Annotated in this window: 22 protein-coding genes and 1 pseudogene; 8 read left to right on the top strand and 15 right to left on the bottom strand. The window is 70.5% G+C overall.

Annotation, left to right across the window (positions count from 1 at the left end):
- The first annotated feature begins 58 nt into the window (after window positions 1-58).
- Entirely contained in the window at window positions 59-1,654 is a 1,596-nt protein-coding gene (locus tag ACWF41_RS13780) for a beta-N-acetylhexosaminidase (RefSeq protein WP_380316205.1), read from the top strand.
- A 7-nt stretch (window positions 1,655-1,661) separates the two neighbouring features.
- On the opposite strand, the gene ACWF41_RS13775 is transcribed toward ACWF41_RS13780, so the two are convergent.
- On the bottom strand, window positions 1,662-2,276 hold the full coding sequence (locus tag ACWF41_RS13775; protein WP_380316202.1) for a GNAT family N-acetyltransferase: 615 nt from the start codon (window positions 2,274-2,276) through the stop codon (window positions 1,662-1,664).
- The gene (locus ACWF41_RS13770) at window positions 2,273-4,024 is read right to left on the bottom strand and encodes a glycoside hydrolase family 9 protein (protein ID WP_380316199.1); all 1,752 of its coding nucleotides are present in this window, start codon (window positions 4,022-4,024) and stop codon (window positions 2,273-2,275) included. The genes ACWF41_RS13775 and ACWF41_RS13770 overlap by 4 nt, the downstream gene beginning before the upstream one ends.
- A gap of 97 nt (window positions 4,025-4,121) precedes the next feature.
- Here ACWF41_RS13770 and ACWF41_RS13765 point away from each other — a divergent pair, with 97 nt between their 5' ends.
- On the top strand, window positions 4,122-4,556 hold the full coding sequence (locus ACWF41_RS13765; RefSeq protein WP_380316196.1) for a TY-Chap domain-containing protein: 435 nt from the start codon (window positions 4,122-4,124) through the stop codon (window positions 4,554-4,556).
- 30 nt (window positions 4,557-4,586) lie between these two features.
- Here ACWF41_RS13765 and ACWF41_RS13760 read toward each other — a convergent pair whose 3' ends face one another.
- Entirely contained in the window at window positions 4,587-5,075 is a 489-nt protein-coding gene (locus ACWF41_RS13760) for a pyridoxamine 5'-phosphate oxidase family protein (RefSeq protein ID WP_380316193.1), read from the bottom strand.
- 100 nt (window positions 5,076-5,175) lie between these two features.
- On the opposite strand from ACWF41_RS13760, the gene ACWF41_RS13755 reads away from it, so the two are divergent.
- Window positions 5,176-5,607: a hypothetical protein gene (locus tag ACWF41_RS13755; protein WP_380316190.1), complete on the top strand. Its 432-nt coding sequence runs from the start codon at window positions 5,176-5,178 to the stop codon at window positions 5,605-5,607.
- Between the two features lie 3 nt (window positions 5,608-5,610).
- Here ACWF41_RS13755 and ACWF41_RS13750 read toward each other — a convergent pair whose 3' ends face one another.
- The 3 genes from ACWF41_RS13750 to ACWF41_RS13740 are packed head-to-tail and all read right to left on the bottom strand — an operon-like array spanning window position 5,611 to window position 8,296.
- The gene (locus ACWF41_RS13750) at window positions 5,611-6,438 is read right to left on the bottom strand and encodes a DUF6999 family protein (RefSeq protein WP_380316187.1); all 828 of its coding nucleotides are present in this window, start codon (window positions 6,436-6,438) and stop codon (window positions 5,611-5,613) included.
- Window positions 6,438-7,169, bottom strand: coding sequence for an iron-containing redox enzyme family protein (locus ACWF41_RS13745; protein ID WP_380316184.1), 732 nt, complete (start codon window positions 7,167-7,169; stop codon window positions 6,438-6,440). The genes ACWF41_RS13750 and ACWF41_RS13745 overlap by 1 nt, the downstream gene beginning before the upstream one ends.
- Window positions 7,166-8,296, bottom strand: coding sequence for a 3-oxoacyl-[acyl-carrier-protein] synthase III C-terminal domain-containing protein (locus tag ACWF41_RS13740; RefSeq protein ID WP_380316181.1), 1,131 nt, complete (start codon window positions 8,294-8,296; stop codon window positions 7,166-7,168). Before ACWF41_RS13740 ends, ACWF41_RS13745 begins: the two co-directional genes overlap by 4 nt.
- A 562-nt stretch (window positions 8,297-8,858) precedes the next feature.
- Between ACWF41_RS13740 and ACWF41_RS13735 the strand changes: the two genes are divergently transcribed.
- Window positions 8,859-9,917 (top strand): hypothetical protein, encoded by a 1,059-nt coding sequence (locus ACWF41_RS13735; RefSeq protein ID WP_380316178.1) that lies wholly within the window; start codon window positions 8,859-8,861, stop codon window positions 9,915-9,917.
- Between the two features lie 1,300 nt (window positions 9,918-11,217).
- On the opposite strand, the gene ACWF41_RS13730 is transcribed toward ACWF41_RS13735, so the two are convergent.
- From ACWF41_RS13730 to ACWF41_RS13705, 6 genes are all read right to left on the bottom strand, one after another.
- Window positions 11,218-11,550: a hypothetical protein gene (locus tag ACWF41_RS13730; protein WP_380316175.1), complete on the bottom strand. Its 333-nt coding sequence runs from the start codon at window positions 11,548-11,550 to the stop codon at window positions 11,218-11,220.
- A 299-nt stretch (window positions 11,551-11,849) separates the two neighbouring features.
- On the bottom strand, window positions 11,850-12,869 hold the full coding sequence (locus ACWF41_RS13725; RefSeq protein ID WP_380316172.1) for a hypothetical protein: 1,020 nt from the start codon (window positions 12,867-12,869) through the stop codon (window positions 11,850-11,852).
- A complete protein-coding gene (locus ACWF41_RS13720; RefSeq protein WP_380316169.1) occupies window positions 12,866-16,069 on the bottom strand; it encodes a type I restriction endonuclease subunit R in 3,204 nt (1,067 codons plus the stop codon). Before ACWF41_RS13720 ends, ACWF41_RS13725 begins: the two co-directional genes overlap by 4 nt.
- Window positions 16,069-17,256 (bottom strand): restriction endonuclease subunit S, encoded by a 1,188-nt coding sequence (locus ACWF41_RS13715; protein ID WP_380316166.1) that lies wholly within the window; start codon window positions 17,254-17,256, stop codon window positions 16,069-16,071. The genes ACWF41_RS13720 and ACWF41_RS13715 overlap by 1 nt, the downstream gene beginning before the upstream one ends.
- Window positions 17,249-18,865: a class I SAM-dependent DNA methyltransferase gene (locus ACWF41_RS13710; protein ID WP_380316163.1), complete on the bottom strand. Its 1,617-nt coding sequence runs from the start codon at window positions 18,863-18,865 to the stop codon at window positions 17,249-17,251. Before ACWF41_RS13710 ends, ACWF41_RS13715 begins: the two co-directional genes overlap by 8 nt.
- A 1-nt stretch (window position 18,866) precedes the next feature.
- Window positions 18,867-20,717, bottom strand: a complete 1,851-nt coding sequence (locus tag ACWF41_RS13705) for a hypothetical protein (protein WP_452182703.1) — start codon at window positions 20,715-20,717, stop codon at window positions 18,867-18,869.
- Window positions 20,718-20,882: 165 nt separating this feature from the next.
- On the opposite strand from ACWF41_RS13705, the gene ACWF41_RS13700 reads away from it, so the two are divergent.
- The 4 genes from ACWF41_RS13700 (at window position 20,883) to ACWF41_RS13685 (ending at window position 24,453) form a co-directional block, all read left to right on the top strand.
- Window positions 20,883-22,304, top strand: coding sequence for a hypothetical protein (locus ACWF41_RS13700; protein WP_452182701.1), 1,422 nt, complete (start codon window positions 20,883-20,885; stop codon window positions 22,302-22,304).
- Window positions 22,305-22,574: 270 nt separating this feature from the next.
- The gene (locus ACWF41_RS13695) at window positions 22,575-22,811 is read left to right on the top strand and encodes a hypothetical protein (protein ID WP_380316154.1); all 237 of its coding nucleotides are present in this window, start codon (window positions 22,575-22,577) and stop codon (window positions 22,809-22,811) included.
- 245 nt (window positions 22,812-23,056) lie between these two features.
- Entirely contained in the window at window positions 23,057-24,001 is a 945-nt protein-coding gene (locus ACWF41_RS13690; protein ID WP_380316151.1) for an alpha/beta hydrolase family protein, read from the top strand.
- Window positions 23,998-24,453, top strand: a complete 456-nt coding sequence (locus ACWF41_RS13685; RefSeq protein WP_380316148.1) for a MarR family winged helix-turn-helix transcriptional regulator — start codon at window positions 23,998-24,000, stop codon at window positions 24,451-24,453. Before ACWF41_RS13690 ends, ACWF41_RS13685 begins: the two co-directional genes overlap by 4 nt.
- A 34-nt stretch (window positions 24,454-24,487) precedes the next feature.
- On the opposite strand, the gene ACWF41_RS13680 is transcribed toward ACWF41_RS13685, so the two are convergent.
- The 3 genes and pseudogenes from ACWF41_RS13680 to ACWF41_RS13670 all read right to left on the bottom strand — a co-directional run.
- Window positions 24,488-24,718, bottom strand: coding sequence for a hypothetical protein (locus ACWF41_RS13680; protein WP_380316140.1), 231 nt, complete (start codon window positions 24,716-24,718; stop codon window positions 24,488-24,490).
- Complete coding sequence (locus ACWF41_RS13675) at window positions 24,711-25,175, bottom strand: hypothetical protein (protein ID WP_380316246.1); 465 nt, start codon at window positions 25,173-25,175, stop codon at window positions 24,711-24,713. The genes ACWF41_RS13680 and ACWF41_RS13675 overlap by 8 nt, the downstream gene beginning before the upstream one ends.
- 20 nt (window positions 25,176-25,195) lie before the next feature.
- Window positions 25,196-25,429, bottom strand: a pseudogene (locus ACWF41_RS13670) (DUF4240 domain-containing protein); the annotation flags it as partial.

Below are 25,429 nucleotides of genomic sequence, written 5' to 3'. Positions count from 1 at the left end.
AGAGTATAGGGGTCGTTCAGATCCGTACCGCACCATCCCACCCACCGGAGGCCGTCCGATGCTCCCCTTGATCCCCCGCCCCGACCGGCTCGATCTGAAGGCCGGCACCCTGTCGGCGGCCGGCGGGCTCGAGCCGACCGGGGACGTCCCCGCGCCGTGGCTCCGTGCCACGCGGCGCCGGCTCGCCGGCTGGGGAGTGCTCGACCCCGACGGGCCGCCGCTCGAGGTCGTGGCCGACCCGGCGCGCGCGCCCGAGAGCTACCGGCTGGAGGTGACCTCGGACCGCGTCGTGCTCACGGCCGCCGACGAGCCCGGCCTCGCCCACGCGCTCGGCGCCCTGGCCCAGCTGCTGGCGCCGGGCGCCCACGGCCCCGGAGGTCACGACGGGCCCTTCGACCTCCCCTGCCTCGAGCTGGAGTCGACGCCCCGGTTCCCGCACCGCGGCGCCATGCTGGACGTGAGCCGGCACTACTTCGGCGTGCCGGTCCTACGCGACCTCGTCGAGACCCTCGCCCTGTTCGGGTACAACCGCCTCCACCTGCACCTGAGCGACGACCAGGGGTGGCGCGTCGAGTCGTTCGTCGAGCCGCGGCTCGTGCAGGTCGCCACCCACCGCCCGGGCACGACCTTCGGGCCCGACGGGCCGACCGACCCCACCCCGCACGGCGGCTACCTCGCCCTGGCGGACCTGCGCCGGCTCACCGACCACGCGCGGACGCTCGGCATGGAGGTCGTCGCCGAGATCGACCTGCCCGGCCACACCACCGCCCTGCGCGCCGCGCTGCCCGAGCTGGGCCGACCGGGCGAGCAGGTCGACGTGCTGCAGACCGTGGGCGCAGGCGGCAGCTCGGTCGCCCCTCTGCCGCGAACCGTGGAGGTGCTCGACCGGGTCCTCGCGGAGCTGGTCGACGCCACCGGCATCCGGTACGTCCACCTGGGCGGCGACGAGTGCGACATGGGCTGGTGGGAGGACGACCCGGAGGTCGTCGCCCACCGCGAGGCGCTCGGCCTCCGGACCGGCGAGGACCTGCACGCCTGGTTCCTGCGCGAGCTCGCCGCCCGGCTCGAGGCGCGTGGAGTGTCGGTCCTCATGTGGGACGAGGCCTTCGTGACCGGCGGGCTGACCCCCGCCGCGACCGTCACCGCCTGGCGCGGGGACGCCGTCGCCGAGCGCGCGGCCCGCGCCGGCGCCCTCGTCCGCACGCCGCTGTTCCCGACCTACTTCAACTTCGACCAGTCGACGGACCCCGACGAACCGCGCGCCCAGGGCGGGCCGATCACGCTGCGCGACGTGATGCGGTTCGACGTCGCCCCCGCGACCTGGGACGACACGGCACGACGAAACGTCCGCGGCGGCCAGTTCCAGGTGTGGACCGAGTGGATCACCACGCGCGAGGAGCTCGAGTACGCCGTCTTCCCGCGGGCCCTGGCGATGGCCGAGGTGCTCTGGCGGGGCGCGGTGGACGACGAGGACGAGCTCGAGGAGCGGATCCTCCGCGCCCTCGACGTGCTCGACGCCCGCGGCGTCGCCTACCGGCCGCTGGACGGGCCGCGCCCGTGGCAGCGCGGCGGGCTCGGCCGGCGCCGGCGCGCCACCGGGGACGACATCGAGGCGACCAGGCGCTGGGTCGAGTCCGTGTCGGACCGGGCGTGAGGCCCCGTCAGCGGAGGTCCTTCACCATCGTCGAGCCCCAGTCGTGCACCGCGTGCTCGGTGTACCCCATGGCGAGGTAGAAGGCCCTGGCGCCGGGGTTCCCCGACCCCACGCCGAGGTGCACGCCCGGCACCCCGCGGGCCCGCAGCGCCGACCACAGCCGCTCGGTGAGAGCCCGGCCCACGCCCCGGCCCTGCAGCCGGGGCAGCAGGTCGATGTGCAGCTCGGCGGGGTAGGCGTCCAGCACGTCGCCGCCGGGGTCGGTGTCCGACCAGATCTCCGCGATCCGGTCGGACTCCAGCCCCGGGCGGCGGCTGCCGCGCGGGTAGGCGTCCCGCAGCCGCGGGTACCAGACGCTGCGGCGCCACGTGGAGAACGCGCGGGCGTCCGCCGTCGCGACGACGTACCCCGCCACGCCGAGCTCGTCGACGGCCACGAACGTGAGGCCCGGGTCGGCGACGGGGTACGGGCCGCAGTACACGTGCCCCAGCAGGTGCCGGTCGTCGTACAGGGGCGTGGCGTCCCGCCCCGAGTCGCCCGTGCGCAGGCACACGTCGTACATGGCGGGCAGGTCGCTCGGGTGGAAGCCGCGGACGACGACGTCGCGGCGGGCCGCGGTCATCGGGCACCGCTCACGGCGAGCAGGAACCAGGCCGAGTGCGGGATCCACTGCTCCGCCCACCGCCACGACTCCCCCGTCGCCATCGGACCCGGCGGCGCGAAGTCGATGTCGGACTCGTCGTCGAACCCGCCGGTGATCCCGTTGAGGATGCCGCCGGGCAGGTTCGGGAAGTCCTGGGAGTACTCGACGGCGCCGCTGCCCCGCCCCTGGAGCATGCACGCGGCGTACGGGTTGAGCCCGACGACCCAGCCGAGGAGGTGCTCGGCCCAGTCGCGCAGGCGTCCGGCGTCCGCGGCGGGGGCCACGGCCGCGGCGGCGCTCGCGGCGGCGCTCAGCGACGCGACGTTCGCGTTCTCCCCCTGCCACCAGTAGCCGGTCTCGTTCTCGTGCGGGAAGAAGAACTGCTCCATCGTCGAGCCGTCGCCGCGTGCCGCGACGACGTGCCGCGGGTGCTCGAACGGGTTGGGCACCGCCGTCGCCCGGTCGAGCGCGCCGAGCGCCAGGTCGACCGCGGCGCGGCGCGCGTCGTCCGCGAGCTGTGGCCGCTCCGCGTCGACGGCCTCGGCCGCGCGCAGGAGGGCGAGCACGGGGAGGCCTGTCTCCGCCGCGTGGTGGTACGTCCTCCCGTCGGGCGCGGCGACGAGGTACGCGCGTCCCGCCGCGTCGTGGCGGACGGCGGCGAGGAGGTTCGCGACGCGGCGCTCGAGCGGGGCGCGGAAGGGCGCGGTCTCCGCGCCCCGTGCCCGCGCGGCGAGGACCAGCTCGGCCGCGGCCAGCGCGGCGCAGTAGTCGTCGAGGACGGTCTCGACGCCGTTGAACAGGTAGTCCGTGTTGTGCTCGACGAGGTGGGCGTGCCCCCGCACCGCCGCCTCGAGGTAGCGGTCGCGGGAGAACTCGCCGTCGGCGTCGAGGGTCGAGGCGCGGGCGAGGGCGGCGATCGCCACGCCCCCGCCGTGCCGGAAGGCGGCCTGCCAGCGCTGGGTGCGGACGCTGTCCTGCAGCGGCGCGGTCACCACCCGCTCGTCGAGGTCCTTGGTCAGCGCGTCGAAGATCCCCGTGTAGAAGTACCCCTCCGGGGCCTGGAACCGCACCAGGAAGTCGGCCCCGTGCAGGGCCTCGTCGCGCAGGCGCGAGCCCTGCGCCGCGGCGACGCGCGGGTGGGCGCGCGCCAGGTCGTCGCGGGCCGCGGCGAACGCCCACGCGCACAGCGGGATCTGCTGCGGACTCATGAGGTCCGTGTAGGTGAGGTGGCTGAGGAACTTGCTGAAGTCGCCCGACGCGTCCAGCCAGCCGCCGCGCGCGTCGACCGGCGGGCGCGCGGGGTCGTCGTAGAACGCCGCGGCGCGGTCCTTGCGGTCGATCTCGCCGAACGACCGGACCGAGCGGAAGTACGCGAGCACGTCGGACACGGCGACCGCCTGCCAGCGACCCGGCCCCACGCCGACGGTCCGCACCATCTCGGAGCCGTCGCCGCGGACCAGCCGGAGCCGGTGCTCCCCCGCGGGCATGTCGGGCGGCAGCTCGCCCACCCGGTGCCAGCCCACGGACCAGCCCGGGGTGCGGACCGGCGCGGCCAGGGGGACCTCGACCTCCGTGCCGTCCCGCCCCCACCGGAGCGCCACGCGCTCGTCGGGGTCGGCGAGCGCGACGACGACGCGTCGCGCCGGCCCCGCTCCGTAGCCCAGCTCGTTCACCAGGAGCGCGGCGCCCGTCGCCGCGGCGGCTCCCCGCCGTGTCTCTGCGTCCATGCCAGGAAGATACCAGCGCATACCACTTTCTCGGCCACGGCCTGATCTGGCCTCCTCGGGGCCGACGTGTCGTGACGTCCTGCGGTAGACAGACCTCATGGCGGACGCGTGGACCCCCGTACGGGACGAGCTCGACGCGCGGCTGCGCGCGCTGCGCCCCGAGGACGCTCTGGTGCTCCGCGAGCCGCCGCCCCCGGATCCCTTCCTTCCGCCCGAGCGCGGGCTGTTCGGCCGACGACGGCGCGTGCGGGAGCCCGCCACCCGCTACGTCCAGGCGCTGTGCCGGCCGGAGGGGTACGTGGTCGAGTGCGTCAGCGACGCCTTCTGGCCCTCCACGCCGGAGCAGCAGCGCGCGCTCGTCGAGGACGGCTGGCACGCCCCGCACCGGCTCGACGGGTACGCCACGGACAACTTCGCCCAACTCTTCCTCGGGGCGGACCGGGACCGCGCCGCGGACGCCGCCGTCCGCGCCCTCGCGACCCTCGGCTGCGCGCCCGCGACGGCGTGGGTCTGGGACGTCATCACCGACTGAGCCGGACCGGCCGACCGCCGGCGCGCCCCGTCAGCCTCCGGCGCGCTCGGCGAGCTCCTGCAGGAACCGCGGTACCCGACCCGCGCCGAAGTCGTAGTAGCGCGCCCAGCGCGGCCGGATCGCGATGCGCGCCATCCGGTCGTACAGCCCCCGGCAGGCCGCCGCGAACTGCTCGTACTCCTCGCCGGCCATGCCCTTGCGGGCCGCGGCGAGGTACTCGTCCACCACGCCGTCGACGATGCGGACCTCCGCGCGCCCCCGCACCGACAGCGACCGGGCCCCCGCGCCCGGAACGTCCGCGTCCAGGGTCAGCGCGACGTCCGGGCGTTCCGTCAGCGCCGCGACCTTGGGCGCCGTCTCCGCCGTCGAGACGACGAACTCCTCGCCCGTCCAGAAGAACCCGACCGGGACGACGCGCGGCGTGCCGTCCTGCGCGACGTACGCGAGGTGCGCCGCCGACGGCAAGTCGAGCAGCTCCCCCGCCGCGGCGAGCTCGGCGTCGATGTCGCGCTGGTCCATCGGGCGATCCTCCCACCGGGCGTGCCATCATGCCGACGTCGCGGGCGCTCTCGGGCGGACGCGATCACGGTCCACATCGGTGCGCGACGACGGAGATGCCATGGCGTGGGGTAAGTCCGAGCAGGAGAAGGAAGCCCTGCGGCTGGAGAAGGAGGCCCGTCAGCGCGAGCAGCAGGCCGCCGAGGCGGCGCGGGCCGAGGAGCAGCGGCGCGCCGAGTTCGCCGCCAGCCCGCTGGGTCGCGCGACGACGGCGTACCAACGCGGCGACGCGTTCTTCCAGTTCACGGCGACGGTCTCGGCGCTCACGGGGCAGAGCTCGGGGTTCGGCTCGTCCGACAACACGGTGTCCGAGTACTCCGGGGGCGTCGAGGTTCTCGGGCCGATCGAGGCGCTCGGCTGGTCGCTCGAGCACGTGAGCCACGTGTTCGTCCAGACCGGCTCGACGTCGACCGCGCGGGTCATGTCCACCGGCGAGGGCACCGTCACCCGGGGCCTCGTGAACGCGATCTACCTGTTCCGCCGCGCGGGGTAGCCCCTACACCTCCTCGCCCCGCCGCTGCGCGATCGAGACGAGGTGGGCGTGGGCGTACTCGCACACCAGCGCGTGCCGGTAGACGAGCTGCGGGACGTCGACGTTCGTGTCCATCCAGAGGCTCAGCGCGCCCATCTTCCAGTGCTCGAAGGTCTCGTCGTCGGTCAGGACGGCGAGGATGCTCAGGAAGGAGTCGTCGAAGCGCAGCGAGTGGATCGCCCGGCGGAACTCCTCCAGGTTCAGCGCGATGCAGAACGGGATGTTCATCAGGCACAGGGCCGTCTGGATGTCGAGGCGCAGCAGCCGGGGGCGGCGGCGTTCGGGGTCGAGGTCCGGCACGTCGAGCTGGGCGAAGTTCAGGCGCTCGGGCGCCGCGATGTCTATCCCCTCGAGCGCGATGAGCACGTCGTAGACGTTGACGTCGTGCTCGACGACGGCGTTGTCGCCCAGCCCGGCCAGCGTCGTCGGGCGCAGCGTGACCGGCTCGATGGCGGCCGGGGTGTTGCGGATGATGAAGTTCACCAGGTTCGTCTCGACCACGAAGTGGCGGATGAGCAGCTCGACGGCGTCCGGCGCCACGAACCGGCGCAGGAACCACAGGCACAGTGCGTCCATGGTGGTCAGCGTCATCCACCGGCCGGGGAACACCCGCTTGATGACGGAGAGCACGGCCACCAGCACCCGGGAGACGATCCGCGCGATCGGGTACAGCAGACGGCGCGACGGTCGTTGCTGGTCCTCGATGATCATCCGCACCAGCGGCTTGTCGAGCGGCACCGAGGGGTCGGCGTAGATCGCCTCCCACATGCTCGGGTCGGACCTCACGGGCATCAGATCTCGTCCAGCTCGGTCAGCTGCATGACGTAGAGCCGGGCGACCACACGGGCGCAGGTGACGATGGCGTCGGCCGCGTCGTCGTCGATCCGGTCCGAGGTGAGGATGGCGTCCAGCGTGCCGGTGTGCTCGGCGTCGGCGTCCTGGTGGTAGGCCATGAAGTGCACCTGGTTGTCCGCCAGCCCGAGCGCCTCCTGGAAGCGCCGGGCCCACACCCCGGCCTTCTGCGCGCCGAGCCCCTCGATGATGAACATCGCGCCGAGGCACCCGACCGGGTTCGGCCGGCTCGCCTCGTGGAACATGTAGCCGGACAGCGCCTGCGAGCCGAGGTTCTTGCGCCCCGCGCGCAGCGCCTCGAGGGAGCCGCCGACGGCGACGTAGTCGCGTTCGAGGAGCAGGTGGTCGCGGTGCTCCTCCAGCGCGTGCGAGATGGCGGCCGAGCGCAGGTCGAAGTGGTCCATGTCGAAGTTCGACGCCGCCCGCGCGATCCACAACGACCCGTCGACCACCTGCTGGCGCAGGTTGTGCAGCAGCCGCTGGTAGTCGGCGACCGTCACGTCCCCGGCGTCGAGCGCCCGCAGGATCGGCACCTCGGCCAGCCGGGCCTCGAACTCCGTCCAGACGTCGGCGAGCCGGGCGAGCAGCCCGGCCGCCCGGTCCGGCTGCGGCGGGCGGTAGCCCTCGACGGTCACGGTGCTCGTCTCCGTGCTGATCCCGGTGCTGGTCATCTGCTGCTCCCTCGCGGTGCGACGACGGTCAGGTGGGCGAACCCGAACGAGAACCGTCCGGACTCGGGGACGGCGAGGAGGATCGTGTCGCCCGGCGCGAAGCGCCCGGTGCGCCACGCCTCCTCCAGCGCGATGAAGATGCTCGCCGCGCCGGTGTTGCCGCAGGTCTCCAGGTTGGAGAACCAGCGGCTCGTGTCCATGCCGGGCACGCGGGTGCTCAGCGCGTCGAAGACGACGTCGCGGAAGGCGTTGGTGCTGTAGTGGCAGAGCACGTGGTCGAGCTTCTTCAGGTCGATCAGGCCGCGGTCAACGAGCTCCTCGAACTGCGCGAGCCCCGCCGCGGCGAGCTCGTCGAGCACGGCCGTCTCCTGCCGGATCTGCATCAGCCCGGCCTTCTCGGCGGTGGCCACGTCGTCGTAGTCCTGCCAGGTCCGCCCCGCGACGGCGGTGGGCCCGTCGAGGCCCGCGCGCATGCAGACCTCGTGCTCGTGCGCCAGGGAGACCTGCCGGACCCAGTCCACGCGCAGCGACGGCCTGTCGGGGCGGGGCTGGAACTCGACGATCGCCGCGCCCGCGCCGTCGGACAGCATCCACCGCAGGAAGTGCGCGTCCAGGTGGTCCTCGACGCCGTCGAACCGCCGCTGGTGCAGCCACCGGCTGGCCAGCTCCGAGCCCACCACCACCGCCCGCGGGTGGTCGCCGAGCCGCACCTTGCTCACCGCCGCGTCGAGCGCGGCGATGCTCGACGCGCACACGCCGCCCGCCGTCAGCGTCTGCATCGGCCCGCCGCCGAGCCGCCCGTGCACCATCGACGCGAACCCCGGCACCAGCAGGTCACCCTGCGTCGTCGCGCACGCGAGCATGCCCAGGTCGGATGCGGCGATCCCCCGGTCGGCCAGCGCGTCCTCGATCGCGTGGACGGCGAGCTCCTCGTTGAGCTCGGTGGTGCGGCCTTCGTCGTCCAGCGCGTAGTACCGCTGCCGGATGCCGTTGGCGCGCTGGATACGGGCGCGCAGACCGTCCGTGCGCCTGCCGACGCCGCCGAGCCGGCGGGCCACGTCCTCGTTGGCTACCGGTTCGCCGGGAAGGTACCGGCCCAGGCCGGTGACGTACGCGGTCGCTGGCATGGGGGCCATTCAGCCACACATGGGCGCTTGCGTCACCAGGTCGCACCAAGCTGACCCGACCGGATGTCCCGGAAGCGGTCTGTACGTGCCTGGCTTGGCGATTTCCGGTTCTCGCCGAACGGACGCGGCGAGTCGGCCTTCCTGGAGCGGCGGCGGTAAGAAGTTGATCCTCTAGGATCGGTGGCCCAGAATCGTTGACATTCCGCGGTTCTTGTCCTCATTCCTGCATCTCGTGCCCCCTGCGTGCCCCTCTGAGCACGTCGCCAAGCGAGACAGCCCATCTACAGTTCCTGGTGGACCAGCTCGTCCGGACTGGGGGCCGTGCCCGCCAGGCACGACCCCGGGCCGTGACGCGCCGCGGCGCCGCCGTGACTACCGCACCCGAATGGAACCGCCGACCTCAGTCGCCCCAGCCTTCAAGAGCCTCATCCACTGTTCCACGCGGCGAGGAAGGCAGAGGAAGGCGAATCCCCCGCCCACGATGCCCCCTCTGGCGTCGGCGTCCTCCATCGTGCGGCAGTCCGCGCGGCCACGCTATCGCGCGGTGGTTCACACTGTGCACATGGATCTGGACGCCCAGGTGACGGCTGGGGACTTGTTAGCCATTGGGACGACGCTGCTGCTGGCCGTTCTCTCAGGCGTGAGTGTGTTGCGCCAGCGTGATCGGCCAGACGATGAGGTGGTGATGGCGTGGCAGCTACGTTCGCACCGATTCGCCAAGGATGGACGCCGCACTAATGTGGCGCGCGTCTTGGGTCAAAATGTATCGAACCCGCACATCTTTAAGCTAGTTGCCGTAAACACGGGCCACAGAGACATCGAGTTGGACAAACAGTTCTCGCCGTTAAACAAGAGCGGCTTATGCCTGTTCTCAACAGAACTGGTAGGTTGCGAGAAGGTGAGATTCGTTCGACTGCTCGCTAACGGGAAGCATGTCGATGGTGGCGGCGACTTGAATCGCTGGGAATGCGAGCCATTCCAGCTTTCGATCGGACAGGCGCTTGTGATTGAGGGCGTCGCGAGCGGTCGGCCCCGTTCGGCAAAATTTGAGGGAATTCGTCACGCGCACTACGTTCGACGAATCGGCAAAAGTGCGAGATGGTGGTGGACCGTTGGACCCATCGCTGGGGCAACCGGCGTGTGCTGGTTTACGCTGCAGCCTTGGGCACACGACTCGTTCTCAAATTTGACGCAGGCCGCGGCCTGGCTCGTTGCGCTCGTCATGGTGGTAGCGGTGTGGTGGCGCGTTCAGATGACAGACCGCCGCAGAAGCTGGTGGTCCGACCCGTGGGCAAGCGAACAGGTCGCGCTACCAGCGGAAATCGAGCGCCAGCCGTCGGATGCGAGCTTGTCGGTTGCGGTGAAGCAAGGAACATATTCACCGCAGTGGTCTCTAGTCGTTGAAAACGGTGGCCGGACGTCGGCCGAAGATGTCCGGGTAGAGATTTCACGGAATGGCGTAGCGCTTGAGGAACATGGCAGCACAGATATTGATCCGGGATGTGCACTGGAGATCCAGTTCACGCAGTGGCCGGACGGAACTGCTTTCGTCGTAGGGATGCTGATGTGGCGTGAGGGTGGGCGCGATATGTCTGGCCCATTCCATGCGCGCGTTCCGTAGGTTCAGTTTGGTCGCCTCCCGGTTATTCTACTGTGCGAAGTCCACTCTGGGTCTTGAACTGCGCACCCGCTCGTCCGAGGCGATACACTTTCCGGGTCGTCGGGCACCAGGAGGTCATCAGATCCTTAGTAGATGACGCGGGATGCCCGGTACTTACAAGGATGCGGGCTGCATTAATGTCCAGTGCCGCCGAGAGATGCGTGCTTGTAGGCGCTAATTGCTCGCCCTGACGCGCCGTGCCGAGTGCTGGCCAGGGTATCTGTGATATCGACCTCGGCACATTTCGGCGAACCTGCAGGCGCTCGTACCTGGGACGCCATAGCCACTCCTCCACTCAGAGGGTGCCGTGGCCGATGAAGTTGTCCTCGACATGGTCGAGTAGGCCGCCGCACGGATCACAGAGCCCGTGAATAGTCAATATGATACTTTCGTTCGATTCAATGCGCGGCCCCGCGGCGCCGACCGGCCTTGGCGACCAGGAACTCGGCGAGGTGGCCGCGGGCCGCGTTCTCCTTGACGTTAGTGCGTAGGCCCGAGGTCACGGACGGTCGCGTCGATGTCGGTGAAGGCCTCGTAACCGGTGACACGGACGGAGTTGGTCAGGAGCGGAGTTCGGCCGGTGGCCACGACATCGACGAGCACGACCTCACGCCCACCTCATCGAAGTCGCCTCCGGAGCCGACCAGCTCGCGCCAAGGCTCCGCTCGAACGACCACGCGAGCTCCTCCTGAGTGCCGCTGTCGCCGCCGAAGACCGCCGACACCGAAATTCGTGACGCGCCTCTTGCACCCGTGTAAATCGGCTGCGTCGCGTGACGTGATTGGTTGACCGGTATCGGTCCCCGCGCTCGACCCCCGACGACGATGTCCCAGACGTGAACACCTCGACGCCAGAGACGGTCCGGCTGTGCGCCAACATCACCTGCAACGCGCCGATACCCGCAGCCCGACGTTTGACCGCAAGATATCGCTCGCCAGGGTGCGCGAGCGTCTCATCCTCGCGTGACTACATCGCCCGTCGCAAGGGGCTGTCGTCGTGGAAGCCTCCAGTCCCAAAGTCGTGCGCGCGCGACGGCTGCGATCGCGTCGTCGATGTCGAGCGCCTGCGCCGACGGGCGAAATAATGCTCGCCGGGTTGCATGCGCCAAGCCCGCACCGCACCGACCCGCGAGCGCCGATGCGCTCGCTCAGAGTGTGCGCGAGCAGTCCCCGATGAGCGTGCCCGTCACGGGGGCCGGTACTGCTCCGATCAGAGCGCGCGGGCCGCTCGCCGCGAGCGGTCGGCCGAATAATCCAAACGGTCACGTGCGCTCACCCGACAGCGTGCTGCCGCCCGTCGTGACCGCGCGCTCGCCGCCAAGCTCAAGTTGCTCGGCCAGGACGCCACGACGCGCATCCGTGAGCTCGACGCAGGCGAGGCCGCGATCGCTCGCCAGCTCGCCGACCTGGAGGAGATCGTGGTCCTCCACGAGCAGAACGCACAACAGTTGGCCCGCTGGCTGTGGCATCTGGCCGCCGTCTACGGCGATCGCCTCGTGTTCGACGAGGCCGTCCAGACCTTGCTGCGCTACTACCTGCCCGGGCTCGCTGGCCCCACCGGCCACCAGTAGCACCTCGACGACGCCGTGTTTCACCCAGGTTCGATGTTGGCGCGGTGCTGGGGGCATCCGAGGCTGAGGTGTCCGCACCGGGGAGATCGGCGTCGAGGGCCGAACGTGGGGACCGAACCGGTCAACCGGTCACGTCACGCATCTTCGGCGATCTACACGGGTGCAAGAGGTGCGTCAGGAACTTTGGTGACGACGGTCTAGCGGGAGCAGCGGCCGTTGTAGTCTCGCGCGTCAGACTGAGTGTCAGGAGCTCACCTCAAAGTAGAAATTGCCTGCGACGAGCTCGCTCGGGACTGGGTTTCAGCGACTCGATACCGCACAGATCAGCCGCGACCGTGCTTGCGGGCGGGGAGCCAACTGTCACCCATGTCCTCGATCAGCCCTGCGGCCTTAGTCATCGCGTTGAGGCTCACGCCCGGGGGCACACCTGCTTTGTCAAGATGGCCCTGGATGTAGTCGCCCATCACGACGCCCGGGTCGACGCGCGAGACGATCATGTGGACGACTGACTCCGCCTCGACCTCTTCCACGTCGTGCGGGGTTCGCGGACGCGACGGCCAGTTCTTCTCATTCGGCGATCCAAGGTGCCCGCAGTAGATGTGCGCGAGTTCGTGCACGAGCGTCGCGTACTGGTCGCGCCGCCTCAGAGTGCCGTTCACCTCGACGTCGTAACGAAGCGGGAACTTTTCCGGGCGGCCCGCCGCGTCGCGTGCGCGAGACGGCCGGGACAACATGATCCCCGACGAAAGGCGGGACGTCGTCGAACCGCCCGCGTGAGCGCCGTGGTCGACGAGCGAAATGCGGATACCGTCGCGGATCGCGTTGTGCTCGATCCGTGACCACCGAGTTTCGATCTCAGTTTCGGGTGCCCGATAGCCGATGGCGATAGGGTCGGTGGCGCTCGTTGGGACCGGCCTGGGGTTCGGTCCCACGGCCTCAGTATGCCGGACATCGAAGACGATGAGGACCGGCCCCATCGGCTGTAAGACGATGATCGGCCGAGCGCCCGGCGTGATTTCCCGTCCAAACTCTGATCGCCACCGGGCGGCCGTGGCCACGTACTTTGCTCCCGGGTCCTGGATGTGTACGAGCATCCGGTTGAACGGGCTGTACCGAGGCAGCTTACCGACGAACGCCACGAGGTCGCGGTACTCGGAAGGGGTGGAGTAGCGGCTCGCACTCGCGAGCAGCGCGTCCACTGAGGCTTTGGCGGTATCTTCAGTGATCCCGGTCTCGACGGAGTCTTCGAAGTGCTCGAATAGGTCCTGGTCCTCGAAGGCGAGTTGGCCCTGCCCGGGTGAGATAGGGCTCGCCGCGCTCTTCGTATCCTTCGACCCCATCACGGCTCCAACGTGGCAACGAACGAGGTTGACCCCTGGGCCGCCACCCGGGGGGCCATGCTCTCCATTTGCTCCATGACGAGCGTGATGGCGCCAAGCTGCTTGTCCGGTGGGTACCTGTACTTGACGAGCAGCCGCTTGATGGACGAGCGGAGTTTGGCGCGCACGTCGTCGCGCACGGTCCAGTCGGTCTTGATATCGCGGCGCATGACGGCGACAAGCTCGCGCGCAATCTGAGCGAGGACGTCATCGCCCTGGACATCCACCGCGGACTCGTTCGCGGCGACGGCGTCGTAGAACGCAAGCTCGTCGGAGTTGAGAGGCGGGGTGAACTGCTCGCCGCGGGTGGCTTCGGCGGCGACCTCCTTGGCGAGCTCGATGAGCTCGGCGATGACCTCCGCCGAGGTGAGCTGCTGGTTGGTGTAGCGGTTCATCAGCTCCTTGAGCTTCTCGGAGAACGCGCGCTGACGGACGATGCTGTTCTGGGTGACGCGCGCGGACTCCTCGATGAGCAGGTCACGCAGGGCCTCGATCGCCAGGTGCGGGTTGTCAGCCCGCTGGGCACGGTGGACGTACTCCGGGCCCAGGTCGGACAGCGAGGGCTTAGGCAGTCCTGCGGCGTCGTAGATGTCGACGATCTCGCCTGTCGCGGTCGCGGTCGCGACGAGGCCGGCGAGCATGCGGCTGATCTCCTCGGGCACGGGCTCACCGGAGGACTGCCGCTCGTTCGCGTCGAACTTCGCCATCCAGACGCGGACCTCTTCGTAAAACTTCGCGGTCCGGCGCAGGTCGTCGAGCGTCTGCGAGCCGGACGCGAGGGCCCAGGCCCGCGCGAGCTGGTTCGCGAGCCGGCGGAACCGGGCACCGAGCGTCTCGACGCCGTCGGCCGCATGGTTGCCGGCGGTGGCGGGTGACCGCAGGTGGTTGGTGACGCCGACGGCGGCCTTGATCCAACTTTTCGCGTCGGCGCCGATCTGCTGCTGCCACGGGTAGCCGGCGCAGACCGCGTCGAGCGCCTCGATGAGCGCGCGGGCCAGCGCCGCGGCCTCGTCGATGTTGCGGCCGACGGGCTTGGTCGCCTGGTCCTTCTCGGTGTACTCGGCCAGCGCCTTGTTGAGGTTGTCGGCCAGCGGGGCGTACGCGACGAGCAGACCGTCGGGCTTGCCTCGGAAGGTCCGGTTGACGCGGGCGAGGGTCTGCATGAGCAGGGCGCCCTTCAGCGGCCGGTCCAGGTAGAGCGTATGCAGCGGCGGCGCGTCGAAGCCGGTGAGCATCATGTCCTTGACGATGACGATCTGAAGCGGGTCGTCGGCGTCCTTGAGGCGCTTCTGGATGACCTTGTTCTGCGCGTCGCGGCGCACGTGCTTCGCGACGATGCCCTTGTCTGCCGCCGAGCCGGAGTAGACGACCTTGATGGACCCCTTGTCGACGACGTCGTCGTGCCACTGCGGCCGGCGGGCGACGATCTCCTCGTAGAGCTGGGCACAGATCTCCCGGGTCGCACCGACGATGAACGCCTTACCCGGCGACTCCAGGAACGGGCGCATGGCCTGCGAGCGCTTGTCCCAGTGGTCGAGCAGGTCGTCGGCGAGCGCGGAAATGCGCGCGGGCGCCCCGTAGACGGCGTTGATGACCGCCACGGACTTCTCGATCCGCTCCCGCTCGACCTCGTCGAGCCCGGTCGACGCCTCGTCGGCCGCGGTGTCGAGGTCCTCGTCGGAGACGTCGGTAGCGAGCTTGACGGAGATGAGACGCGGCTCGAAGTAGACCGGGACCGTCGCGCCGTCCTCGACAGCGCGTGTGAGGTCGTAGGTGTCGATCACCTCGCCGAACACCTCGGCCGTGTTGCGGTCGACGAACGAGATCGGGGTGCCGGTGAACGCGATAAACGCGGCGTTGGGCAGCGCGTCGCGGATGTGGCGGGCGTAGCCGTCGAGGTCGTCGTAGTGGCTGCGGTGCGCCTCGTCGACGACGACGACGATGTTGCGCCGGTCGGTGAGCAGCGGGTGGTCCGCGCCGGCCTTGCGCTCGTCCTCGGTAAGCCCGAACTTCTGCAGCGTCGTGAAGTAGATCCCGCCGGTCGCCCGGGCCGTCAACGCGTCGCGAAGCTGCCCGCGGGAAGTGACACTCACCGGGCTTTCGGCGAGCAACCTCGACCGGTTGAACGCCTCAAAGAGCTGGCTGTCGAGCTCGGTCCGGTCGGTGACGACGACGAGCGTCGGGTTCTTGAGCTTGGGCTGCAGAGCGACGAGGTGCGCGTATAGCTCCATCTCCATCGACTTGCCTGAGCCCTGCGTGTGCCACACGACGCCGGCCTTGCCGTTGCTCTCGACCGCGGTCACCGTCGACCCGACGGCCTTGGTGACCGCGAAGTACTGGTGCGGCTTGGCGATCCGCTTGTCGTATCCCTCGGCGCCCTCGTCGAACGCGACGAAGTTGCGCTGCAGCTGTAGGAACCGCTCCGGGTTGCAGACCCCATCGATGAGCAGCTCGATCTCCAGTCCGAGGCTGTCGTCGCGCACGTCGGCACCGGGCGTGACGCGGCGGCCGTCGTCGTCGACGTTCCACGGTGAGTAGTGGTTGAGCGGCGTGAACGGCGTGCCGTACCGGGCCGTGATGCCGTCGCTGACGATCGTCAGCACGACGAACCGGAACGCCATCGGGAACTCGCGCAGGTACGTCTCGAGCTGCGCGTGCGCGGCCGACACGTCGGCGCGCTCGGCACCGGCCTTCTTCAGCTCAACGACGACGACGGGCAAGCCGTTTAGGTACAGCACCACGTCGAACCGGCGCTCATGCTCGGCCGAGCGGATCGTCACCTGGTTGACGGTCAGCCACTCGTTGTCCTCGACGCGGTGGCTGACGAAGCGGATCGTCGGGTTCTGCTCGACCCCGTCGGGGTCGACGTACGTGATGCCGCGGTACCCGTGCACGAGCACCTCGTGCAGCCGGAAGTTCTCCGCGATCGGGTCCTGCGACGCCGGCGACAGCACCTCCGCCAGCGCCTGCTCCAGGTACCCCTCCGGCACGAGCGGGTTGAGACGGCGCAGCGCGGCCATCGCCCGGTCGCGCAGCACGATGTCGTCCCACGACGAGCGCCCTAGCTCGGCGCCCGGCGCGACCTGCGCGCCGGCGAGCGGCTCCCAGCCGTGCTCGGACAGCCGCTCGAGCGCGATGTCCTCCCACTCCGCCTCACTCACCATCAGAGCACCTCCTCCACCCTCTTCTCAGCATCGCGGACCCGGACCTTGCCCGACATCATCAGCGGAAGCAGTTCATCTCGCGTCTTCGCCAGAACCGAGTTCTCACGAACGAGTCCCGACACCAGCCCAAGTAGCGGTCGCACGTCTCCCTCGATACCGTTCCACTCGTCGTCGGTCAGGTCGGGGATAAGGACGTGGTCGAATGTCCGCATGGTGATCGTGTCGAATACAGATCCGTGCGCCAACGCTCGAGCTTGGTCCGAGGCGGCCTCCACGACAAATCGCAGGGCTCCCGCGGGTAGCCGCCCTGGGACGAATCCATAACACGACTGGTTGATCGACGCCGCGACATCCAAGCGCGCGACGCGTCCAACCGTTCCGCGCGCAGTCAGTACAACGGAGCCGACGGGAAGCGGGCGAAGACGAGCGACTCTGGTGGCCGATTGTGAAATTCCCTCGGACGTCGCTCTGATGACGCCGTGACTCGCACTGGTCACGTCCTTAGCCGAAACCCACGGCACCGCGCCGTCCCAGAATCGCGAGTCGGACCTGGTGGGCGTCCCGCCGAGCAGTGGAACGAGCACATCGGACATTCGGCTCGTCGGGCGGCTCGCGACGTGCAGGTGATAGCGCGAACGAGCCAGGTCGTCCGCAAGCGCCGATGCGCGGTCGTTGGCGGCGATCTTGTCGTCGAGCGCCCCGAGCACCTCGGCAATCGCCCGCTGCCTCGCCAGTTCCGGGATTTCCACGTGCCACTTCGGCATAGCCGCGAGGCCGATGCGCGAAACCGTTGCGCCGTGGATCGCGTTGGTCGCGATAATGCGCTGGAATCCCGGGCTCAAGTAGTAATAGAGCAGGAATCGAGGGTCGACGATGGACAGGTTCGGGCGGAGGAGCGCCATTCGGCGCCCAAGGCACGCTTCCACTCCGTCGACCATCAGCGCGGCTTCACCCAGACGCGTCTCGTACGAGAAGAGCAGATCGCCCGCACGAGGGGTCACGCGGCGAGTCCACTTCGAGAAGTCTTCTGGCGAAACATGGTCCGACTCGGCAAGATTGAGGCGTCCTGATTGAAGGCTGGAAATGTTCAGGAAGTACGGCCCGGACTGACGGCGTACGGGAGTAGCGTGCGGGCCGTCGAAGAGGTCACCAAGGTCACCGAAGGACATCTCTACCAAGTCAGCCATCGAGGCGCTCCAGGCTGGAGCGGACAACGGCGTCGTGCTGGCTCGACTCGTCCAGCGCGTGTAGAAGCTGACGCGTCAAGCGTTCGACCTTGTCGCCGGCGCTCTCGTCGTCGACCGCGCCGTCGGCCGATCCGACATAGCGACCTGGTGTCAGCGCGTAACCGGCCGCCTCGATCTCCGTAAGCGAGACAGACCGGCAATAGCCCGCAATGTCCTCGTATTCGCCGACCGTCGACGCCGACCCGCGCCACGCGTGGTACGTGCTGCCGATCTTCGTGATGTCTTCGACCGACAGGTCGCGCTCGGCGCGGTCGACCATGTGTCCGAGCTCGCGGGCATCGATGAACAGCACCTGCCCGGTACGGTCGATCGACCCCTGCGTGCCCGCGGTCTTGTCCTTGGCGAAGAACCACAGGCACACGGGGATACCGGTGCTGCGGAACAGCTGCGTCGGCAGGGCGACCATGCAGGCGACAAGGTCGGCCTCGACGATCTGCCGGCGGATGTCGCCCTCGCCGTTCGAGTTCGACGACATCGACCCGTTCGCCATCACGACGCCGGCACGTCCGCCGGGGGCAAGCTTGGACAGGATGTGCTGAATCCAGGCGTAGTTCGCGTTGGTGGCGGGCGGGACCCCGTACCGCCAGCGCGGGTCCTCGACGTTGCGCGCCCAGTCCTTGATGTTGAACGGCGGGTTCGCCATGACGAAGTCCATGAGGACGTCCGGGTGCTGGTCCCGGGCGAACGTATCGCCCCACCGGGCGCCTAGGCCCTTGTTGTCGATGCCGTGGATCGCGAGGTTCATCTTCGCCAGGCGCCATGTCTCCTCGTTGAGCTCCTGGCCGTAGATCGCGACATTCTTCGGATCGCCGTCGTGGTCGTGGACGAACTTCTCGGTCTGCACGAACATGCCGCCGGAGCCGCAGCACGGGTCGTAAACGCGACCCTCATGCGGCTCGAGCACCTCGACGATCACCTTGACCACTGAGGGCGGAGTGAAGAACTCGCCGCCGCGCTTGCCTTCGGCGCGGGCGAACGCGCCAAGGAAGTACTCGTACACCTCGCCCATGAGGTCGCGGGCCTTGTGCTCGCCCTGCCGGCTGAACCGGGTGCTGTTGAACAGGTCGACGAGTTCGCCGAGGCGCCGTTGGTCGATGTTGTCGCGGTTGTAGATCCGCGGCAGCGTGCCGACCAAGCTCGGGTTGGCGCCCATGACGACGTCCATCGCGTCGTTGACGAGCGACCCAATGGTACGCGGCGGCTCGCTGCCGACCGCGGGCTTGCCCTTGGAGTTCTCCGACAGGTACGCCCAGCGCGCCTGCTGCGGCACGACGAACACCCCGTACCCCTGGTACTCGTCGGGGTCGTTGAGCAGCGGTCCGATCTGCGACTCCTCGAAGCCATCGGCCAGCAGGTCCGCGCGGATCGCCTCGTGACGCTCCTCGTAGGCGTCGGAGACGTACTTGAGGAACACCAGGCCGAGGATGACGTCCTTGTACTGCGACGCGGACAGGGAGCCGCGCAGTTTGTCGGCAGCCTTCCACAGGGTGTCCTTGAGCTCCTTCATCGTGGAGGGAGCGCTCGAGACGGTCTTGGTACGGGGTGGCATGTCAGCCGGCCTTCTTCCGTGCGGTGGCGGGGTCGAGCACCAGCGCGCCGATGGCGGCGCCCTGGACGAGGTGGTGGACGAGGTCGTGCATCGCGGCCTCGCGGCGGCGCAGCTCGCGCAGGTGGGCGGCGGCCGCGGTGAGCGTCGCCTCGACCGAGGCGATCTGATCAGGCGGGAGGCGCGGCACGGGCCAGGCGCGCCAATCGGCGGCCGGACTCTGTAGGTGGTCGATCCACGCCGCGAGCGCGTGCGGCCCGATGCCGGCGTGCTCACTGAGCCGGACGACGGCACTCGGGCTGCGTATGAGGGCGCCGCCGACCTCGTCGACGAGCGCGTAGGGCCGCGGGGTCGCGGTGACCACCACGTCGCCCGGCTCGGTGCGCTGCGCGCGGTCGTAGTGCTGCGCCGCGACGAGTGGGTCGATGCGCCGCTCCGGTTCGGTGGGGTCGGCGGACAGGATGCGCGTCGTCCCGGACGGCTCGGTGTGCTCATCGGCGATGCGGGAGCCACGCACGCGGCGGGCGGCGCGTTCGTCGAGCATCTGGCCGAGCGAGCGTGGCGGGGGTGCGGGCTCGTCACGGCCGGGCAGGACGAGGACGTCGAACCCGGGCACAGGGTCGCTGGTCTGCAGCGACGCGGCTGTGAGCGCGTCGCGGTGCCCGAGGTCCGCGCCACGCAGCGGCGCCGGGGCCATGCCGGGCGGGACCAGCGGGTTCCCCGCTGCGACGCGGTCATAGCGCAGGGCGCGCCCGTACCGAAACCGGCGGGCCCGGGACTGTGCGAGCGCACCGAGCACGTCGTCGACCACGTCGCCGACGTTCACGGCCTTCCCGGTGACGTCGGCAACGAGCGGGGACCGCTCCTCGCGGGTGCTCTGCAGCACCCACAGGCCGAGGGCCTGCCGGTGCGCCCCGCGCCACCAGCCGCGCGGCAGTCGCACCGTCGCCACAAGGTTGCCCACGTCGAGCGTGGCGCGGCGCCGGCGCAGGATCTCGCCTCGGACCTCGTCGCAGAGCACCGAGGACGGGCCAAGGACGATCGCCACGCTGCCGCCCGCGAGCCCGTCGGCGATGTCGTCGACGCGATCAAGCACCTCGTCGTCGCCGAGCCCCACCAGCGCGGCGACGTGCACGACGCTCGCAGCCGCCTCGGCCGTCGAGACGCCGCGGATCATGAGGCGACGCCGCAGCTCGCGGTCGTGCGGCGTGACGACGATAGCGTCCTCGCCGAGCGCACCGGCCACGGCGTCGGGCGCGTCGAGCACGACAGCCCCTGCACCGAGGTACTGCGCGCAGGCACGGGCGACCACGCCGAGTAGGTCGACCGCGTCCCGCGTGAGGCCGCGCTCCCCGAGCTCGCGCCCGAGCCTGCTCGACAGGAGGCGGTCCAGGGCATCGCCGGGGCCGAATGCCGACTCCCACAGTCCGTCGACGTACTCACGCAGCGCATGGGACGCGGCCGCCGAGGCCGCCTCCGACGCGAGAACTCGGTCTTGCGGGTCGACGCTCGCGACGAGCGCACCGATCTCGTACCGGGTGAGGTCGGCGAGGTCGTCACCTGACTGGGACCGCAGCGCGAGCAGAGCCACCGCGTCCTCGAGGACGGCATCGTCCGGAGGAGTGAGCGCGGGCGCGTCGAGAGACGCGTCGGAGTTTCGACCCCGGCCTGTCGCGGACAGCCAGGCCATCACCTCGTCGCTGTCGAACCGCTCGACCCCTGCGGTCGACGCGACCGCGGCCGGAAACGGGTGGAGCGCGCCGTGCACGGTCGCGCGTCGGCACCAGTTCGTCACCGCCTGGCGCGTCACGCCAGCGGCGATCGCGATGTCGCGCTTCGTCAGGGTCCCGCCCATGCTTCCCACCTCCTCATCGCACTGACCATATCCCCATCCGGTGTCCGCCATCGCCTCAGCACTGTTTAGTGGGCTACACATAGACAAGCATTGCCAGCAGCGGAACGGGGCATCACCGTTGGTCCCGTCGCCACGTCCGGCGGCCCAACAGGAAGGAGCAAGGCCATGAACCACGTCCCCACCGGTGCCCAGCTCGACGAAACCGGCCGCGTGCTGCTCGTGCACGACCTTTCCATCGACGACAGCGCCGTTGTCCGCGAGGCGCGACGCTGGACAGGCGGTGTCCGCGCGCAGGCCGTCGACGACGAGTCGGCGCTCGCAGGCGCCGACGTCACCGCGTTCGCGACCGAGGCCCTCACCCTCGGCGCCCGTGCGCTCGCCGCGACGGGCCAGACCGTCGAGGCCCGGGCGCTGGAGCGGATGGTGGCCGACGTAGGCACCCAGACCGCCGCCGCGACGACCACCGCCGCCGAGCTCACCGCCCGCGCGGCGAAGACCGCGACCGACAGCATGTCCAAGGCCACCGATGAGGCCCGCAAGGCCATCGTCGAGGCCGACCGCACCACCCGCGATGAACTGACGGCCGCCGTCACCGCCGCCAAGTCCCAGCTCCTCGACGAAACCCGTCGACTGTTCGCGGGCGAAAGCCCCGAACTGCTTGAGCGCCTCCAGCCCGTTCTCACGTCGTTCGGCACACAGCTCGAGAAGCAGGTCAACGACGGCGCCCGGCAACTGCTCCAGCAGGCTGCCAAGCACCTCGACCCCGCTGACCCGACCTCGCCGATCGCCCGGCACGCCGCCGCCCTGACCGAGCAGCATCAGCACCTCGCCACGCGGCTGGAGGCGCAGAACCTCGAGCTCGGCCGCAAGGTCGACGAGCTCGCCAACCAGATCAAGGTGCAGGACGCCCGCACGCGGGTCGCGCAAGTGACACCCATCAAGGGCGGCGCGTTCGAGAGCCGGCTGCACGCGATCATGCACGACGTCGCGGCCGGCCTCGGCGACGCATACGACGACACGACGACCGCCGTCGGCGCTCTGCCGAACAGCAAGAAGGGCGACGGCGTGCTGGCCGTCACCGGTGAGGACGCGAACGTCGTCCTCGAGATGACCGACTCCACGCGCAAGGGCTGGAGCGACTACCTCGAGATGGCCGAGCGCAACCGCCGTGCCCAGGCGTCGCTCGGCATCGTGCGCACCGTCGAGCAGAACGCCGGGCAATCGGTGCGCGTCCTCGGGCCGCGTCGCGTCGTGCTCGCGTTCGACCCCGACGTCGACGAGCCCGACCTGCTGCGCACCGTCGTCCTGCTGCTGCGGACCGTGGCGATCACGTCGGCCCGCAGCACCGGCGGAGGCGCCGAGATCGTGGCGGCGCAGGAGCGGGTCACTGCCGCGATCGAGCACCTTGAGAAGCTCGACGCGATCAAGAAGTCGGCCGCCGCGATCACGAAGCAGGCCGCCTCGATCGAGTCGGGTTGCACGCTCGTCACGGGCGGGATCCGGCGGCTGCTGGACGAGGCGCTCGCCGCCCTCGCCGGCACGGGCACCGACACCCCCGACGCCCCGTCGGTGGAACACGCCGCGTGACCTGCCGGGCACGCGCGAGGATCCCCCTCGCGCGTGCGAGCCGTCGTCCGAGGTAAGAGAGATGCTGGGGCTACGAGACCGTCAGGAATGGCACAGGGGTCAGGCGCAAGCGAAGTCGTGAGGCGAAGGCGGAGGTACCGTCCCTCATCAAGTCATCGAGGCCGAGGTCGTCACCGGGCCCGTCGGCCGGCGGACGCCACGACGGAAGACGCAGGGCGCTCCCTCGCACAACGGCTCCTGACACCCGGCAGGCGGTGACCAGTGGTCGTGGTGACGATCGCGAACGGTGCGCCCGAGCCGCACGCCGACGTCCGCTCGCTCGTGGACGACCTGCGCGGACTCGCAAAGGTCGGCATGATGGCGACGTTCGACGTGTCGTGGGCGTTCTCCTCGCAGGTGCCGCCGCAGACACAGGTCCACGGCAGCGCGTCGCGGGCCAAGCCGACCGACCACGACTGGGTACCCACGCCCCGCACCACGCCGCTGCCGTCCGCACGCCGAGCGTGAACGCGAGCGCGCGACTGACCAGCTCGTCGGCGACGCAATCGCGCGGCTTCCGATTATGCCGGCGCTGGTGAGGACGGTCGGAGGCATGCGCGACGCCTTCTGCGGCTGGTAGAGGTCTGCGGCCACGGCGGCGGCCTCCGTCGCGGCCGGCTCGGCAGGTTCACGACCGAAGAGTGCGACACGCGACCGGTTCTCGGGGCTGCTCGACCGCGGGCCCGGTCACACAGCCCGCTAGGGTATTTCGCATGCGAAGTGACGATCCGACGACGGTGGACTCCGAGGAGCTGCGGATCCAGATCCCGGCGGGCGGCTGGGTCGTCGGCACGGTGCGCAAGCCCACCGACGAGCCGCCGCGCGGCGTCGTGGTGATCCACCCAGCGACGGCGGTGCCCGAGCGTCTGTACAGGGGGTTCGCGGAGTTCCTCGCCGCCCAAGGGTACGTGGCCATCACGTACGACTACCGCGGCACGGGCCGGTCGGGCAGCCCGCGCGAGCATCGCGGCCTGCGCATGCGGGACTGGATGTCCGACGACGTCCCCGCGGTCGCGGCGTGGGCGCGCCCGCGGTTCGGCGACGTGCCGCAGCTGGCGATCGGGCACAGCATCGGCGGGCACGCGCTGGCCCTGGGGAACGGCTCGCGGGGGCTGGCCGGGTTCGTCACGGTCGCGTCGCACGTGGCGGCGACGTCCACGATCCCCGACCGCGCCGAGCGGGCGCGCGTCCGGCTGATCCTGCGGGCGCTCGGCCCCGCGACGGCGCGGGTGCTCGGCTACGTCCCCGGGCGTCGGCTGAGCCTCGGCGAGGACATGCCTTCCGCCGCGATGCTCGAGTGGAGCCGCTGGACGACGATGCCGCACTACTTCTTCGACGACCCGACCATGACCGCCACCGCGGACGCCGCGCGCGTCACCGGCGACGTCCTCGCGGTCGGCTTCACCGACGACCCGTGGGCCACGCCCGCCCAGATCGACGCGATCACCGACCACCTGACGTCCGCCAACATCGAACGCCGCACGTGGAGCCCCGCCGACGGCGGCGTGGACGCGATCGGGCACCTGGGCTTCTTCCGCCGCGGCCTGCGCGACACGCTGTGGCCCGAGCTCCTCGCCTGGCTCGACGCCCGCGCCGACGCCGCGCCGACGCAGGAGGACGGGAACGTCCGCTTCCGCGCCAGGAAGCCGCGCCGATGACGCGCCGCCCGCCGCGGCTGGTGTTCCTCACCACCGCGGCGGAGCGCCAGATGCGGCGCTGGATCGCGCGACGCGGCGGCGCGCACGCCGCCGGGAGCAGCGCCGGGAACGGCGGCCAAGGATTCGGCGCCCCCGCCGCCGGCGTGCTGCTGCACCTCGCCGACCACCCCGGCGCGACGATCGGCGAGGTCACCACCGCCCTGCAGGCCTCCCCCGCCGGCACCAGCGGCTTGCTCGCCCGCATGGAGCGCGCCGACCTCGTGCGCCGCCGCACCGACCCCGACGACCGGCGCACCGTCCGCCTGGACCTCACGCCCACCGGCGCAGAGGCACTGGCCGACGTCCGCGCCGCGCTCGCCGAGCTGAACGACCGCCTGACCGACGGCTTCACCCCCGACGAGCTGGCCGTCGTCGCCCGCTGGCTCGAGCACGCCGCGCGCACGCTCGCCTAGCAGCCGGACCGCCATGACCGCCGGCGGACCGCCCTCAGGCGCGGTCGTGCCCGGCGTCGGTTCCGGCGAGGAGCTTGTCCGCCTGGTCCCGCGACAGGCCCATCGCCAGGGCCGTGTCGCGCAGCATCGCCGGGGTGACGTCGTCCTCGACGAAGTCGTACTCGGACAGGTCCTCGGGGACCTGCCCGATGCGCGGCCAGTCCGGATGTGCTGGCATGCGCAGCCGTGCGGCGGCGAGCTCGACCAGGTCCTGGATCTCACGCACCACCGCGTCCGCGAGCTGCTGGGGGGTCGTGGCCGTGCCGCCACGCGGAGTCCAGCTCGATCTCGACGTCGACGGTCCGCCGCCGTCGCCGCACCCGCACGTCTCCCGAGGGGCGCGGCGTCACGAACGGGTACACCCGGAGGGTCGCGCGGCCGCTGCGCTCCCACCAGGCACGCCAGCCCGCGTCGGCATTGAGGGCCTCGCAGAACGTCAGCTCCGCCCAGGTGCTGGCCGCCGGGTGGGGTACCGCCATGTCGAACCCGTACCCTGCGTCGAGCCAGTCGGTGCTCTCCTCGTCGGTCGGATCGAGCTCGAACACCTCGCCCGTGCGGTCGTCGTACGCCTCCTCGACGAGCGCGAGCAGCAGCTCGCCGTCCGCCATCTGCCACGGTCTCGCGGCGAGCACGGCCGGGTCCGCGACCACGGCCTCCCACGCCGCCCGACCGGCGCCGACCACCGCGCAGCGGTGTAGAGGAACACGTCGTCGGACATCGGGAGCTCTGCGCCCAGCGGGTCGTCGACGTCCCGTACCAGTTGTCCCCGGTGCACGTCGGTGTCCAGGGCCTTCAGCGCCGCGCGGAAGTGGTCGCCGAACGCCGTCATGCGCGCCGGTCGCAGCCTGGTCAGCGCCTCCCCGAGCGGGGCCAACGCGCCCTCGTCGACGCGCCCGTCCGTCAGGGACACGAGCTCCCAGAACGCGTCCGCCGACAT

It is taken from the genome of Isoptericola sp. NPDC055063 (assembly GCF_053608125.1).
This window is presented reverse-complemented; position numbering and strand designations above follow the sequence as displayed.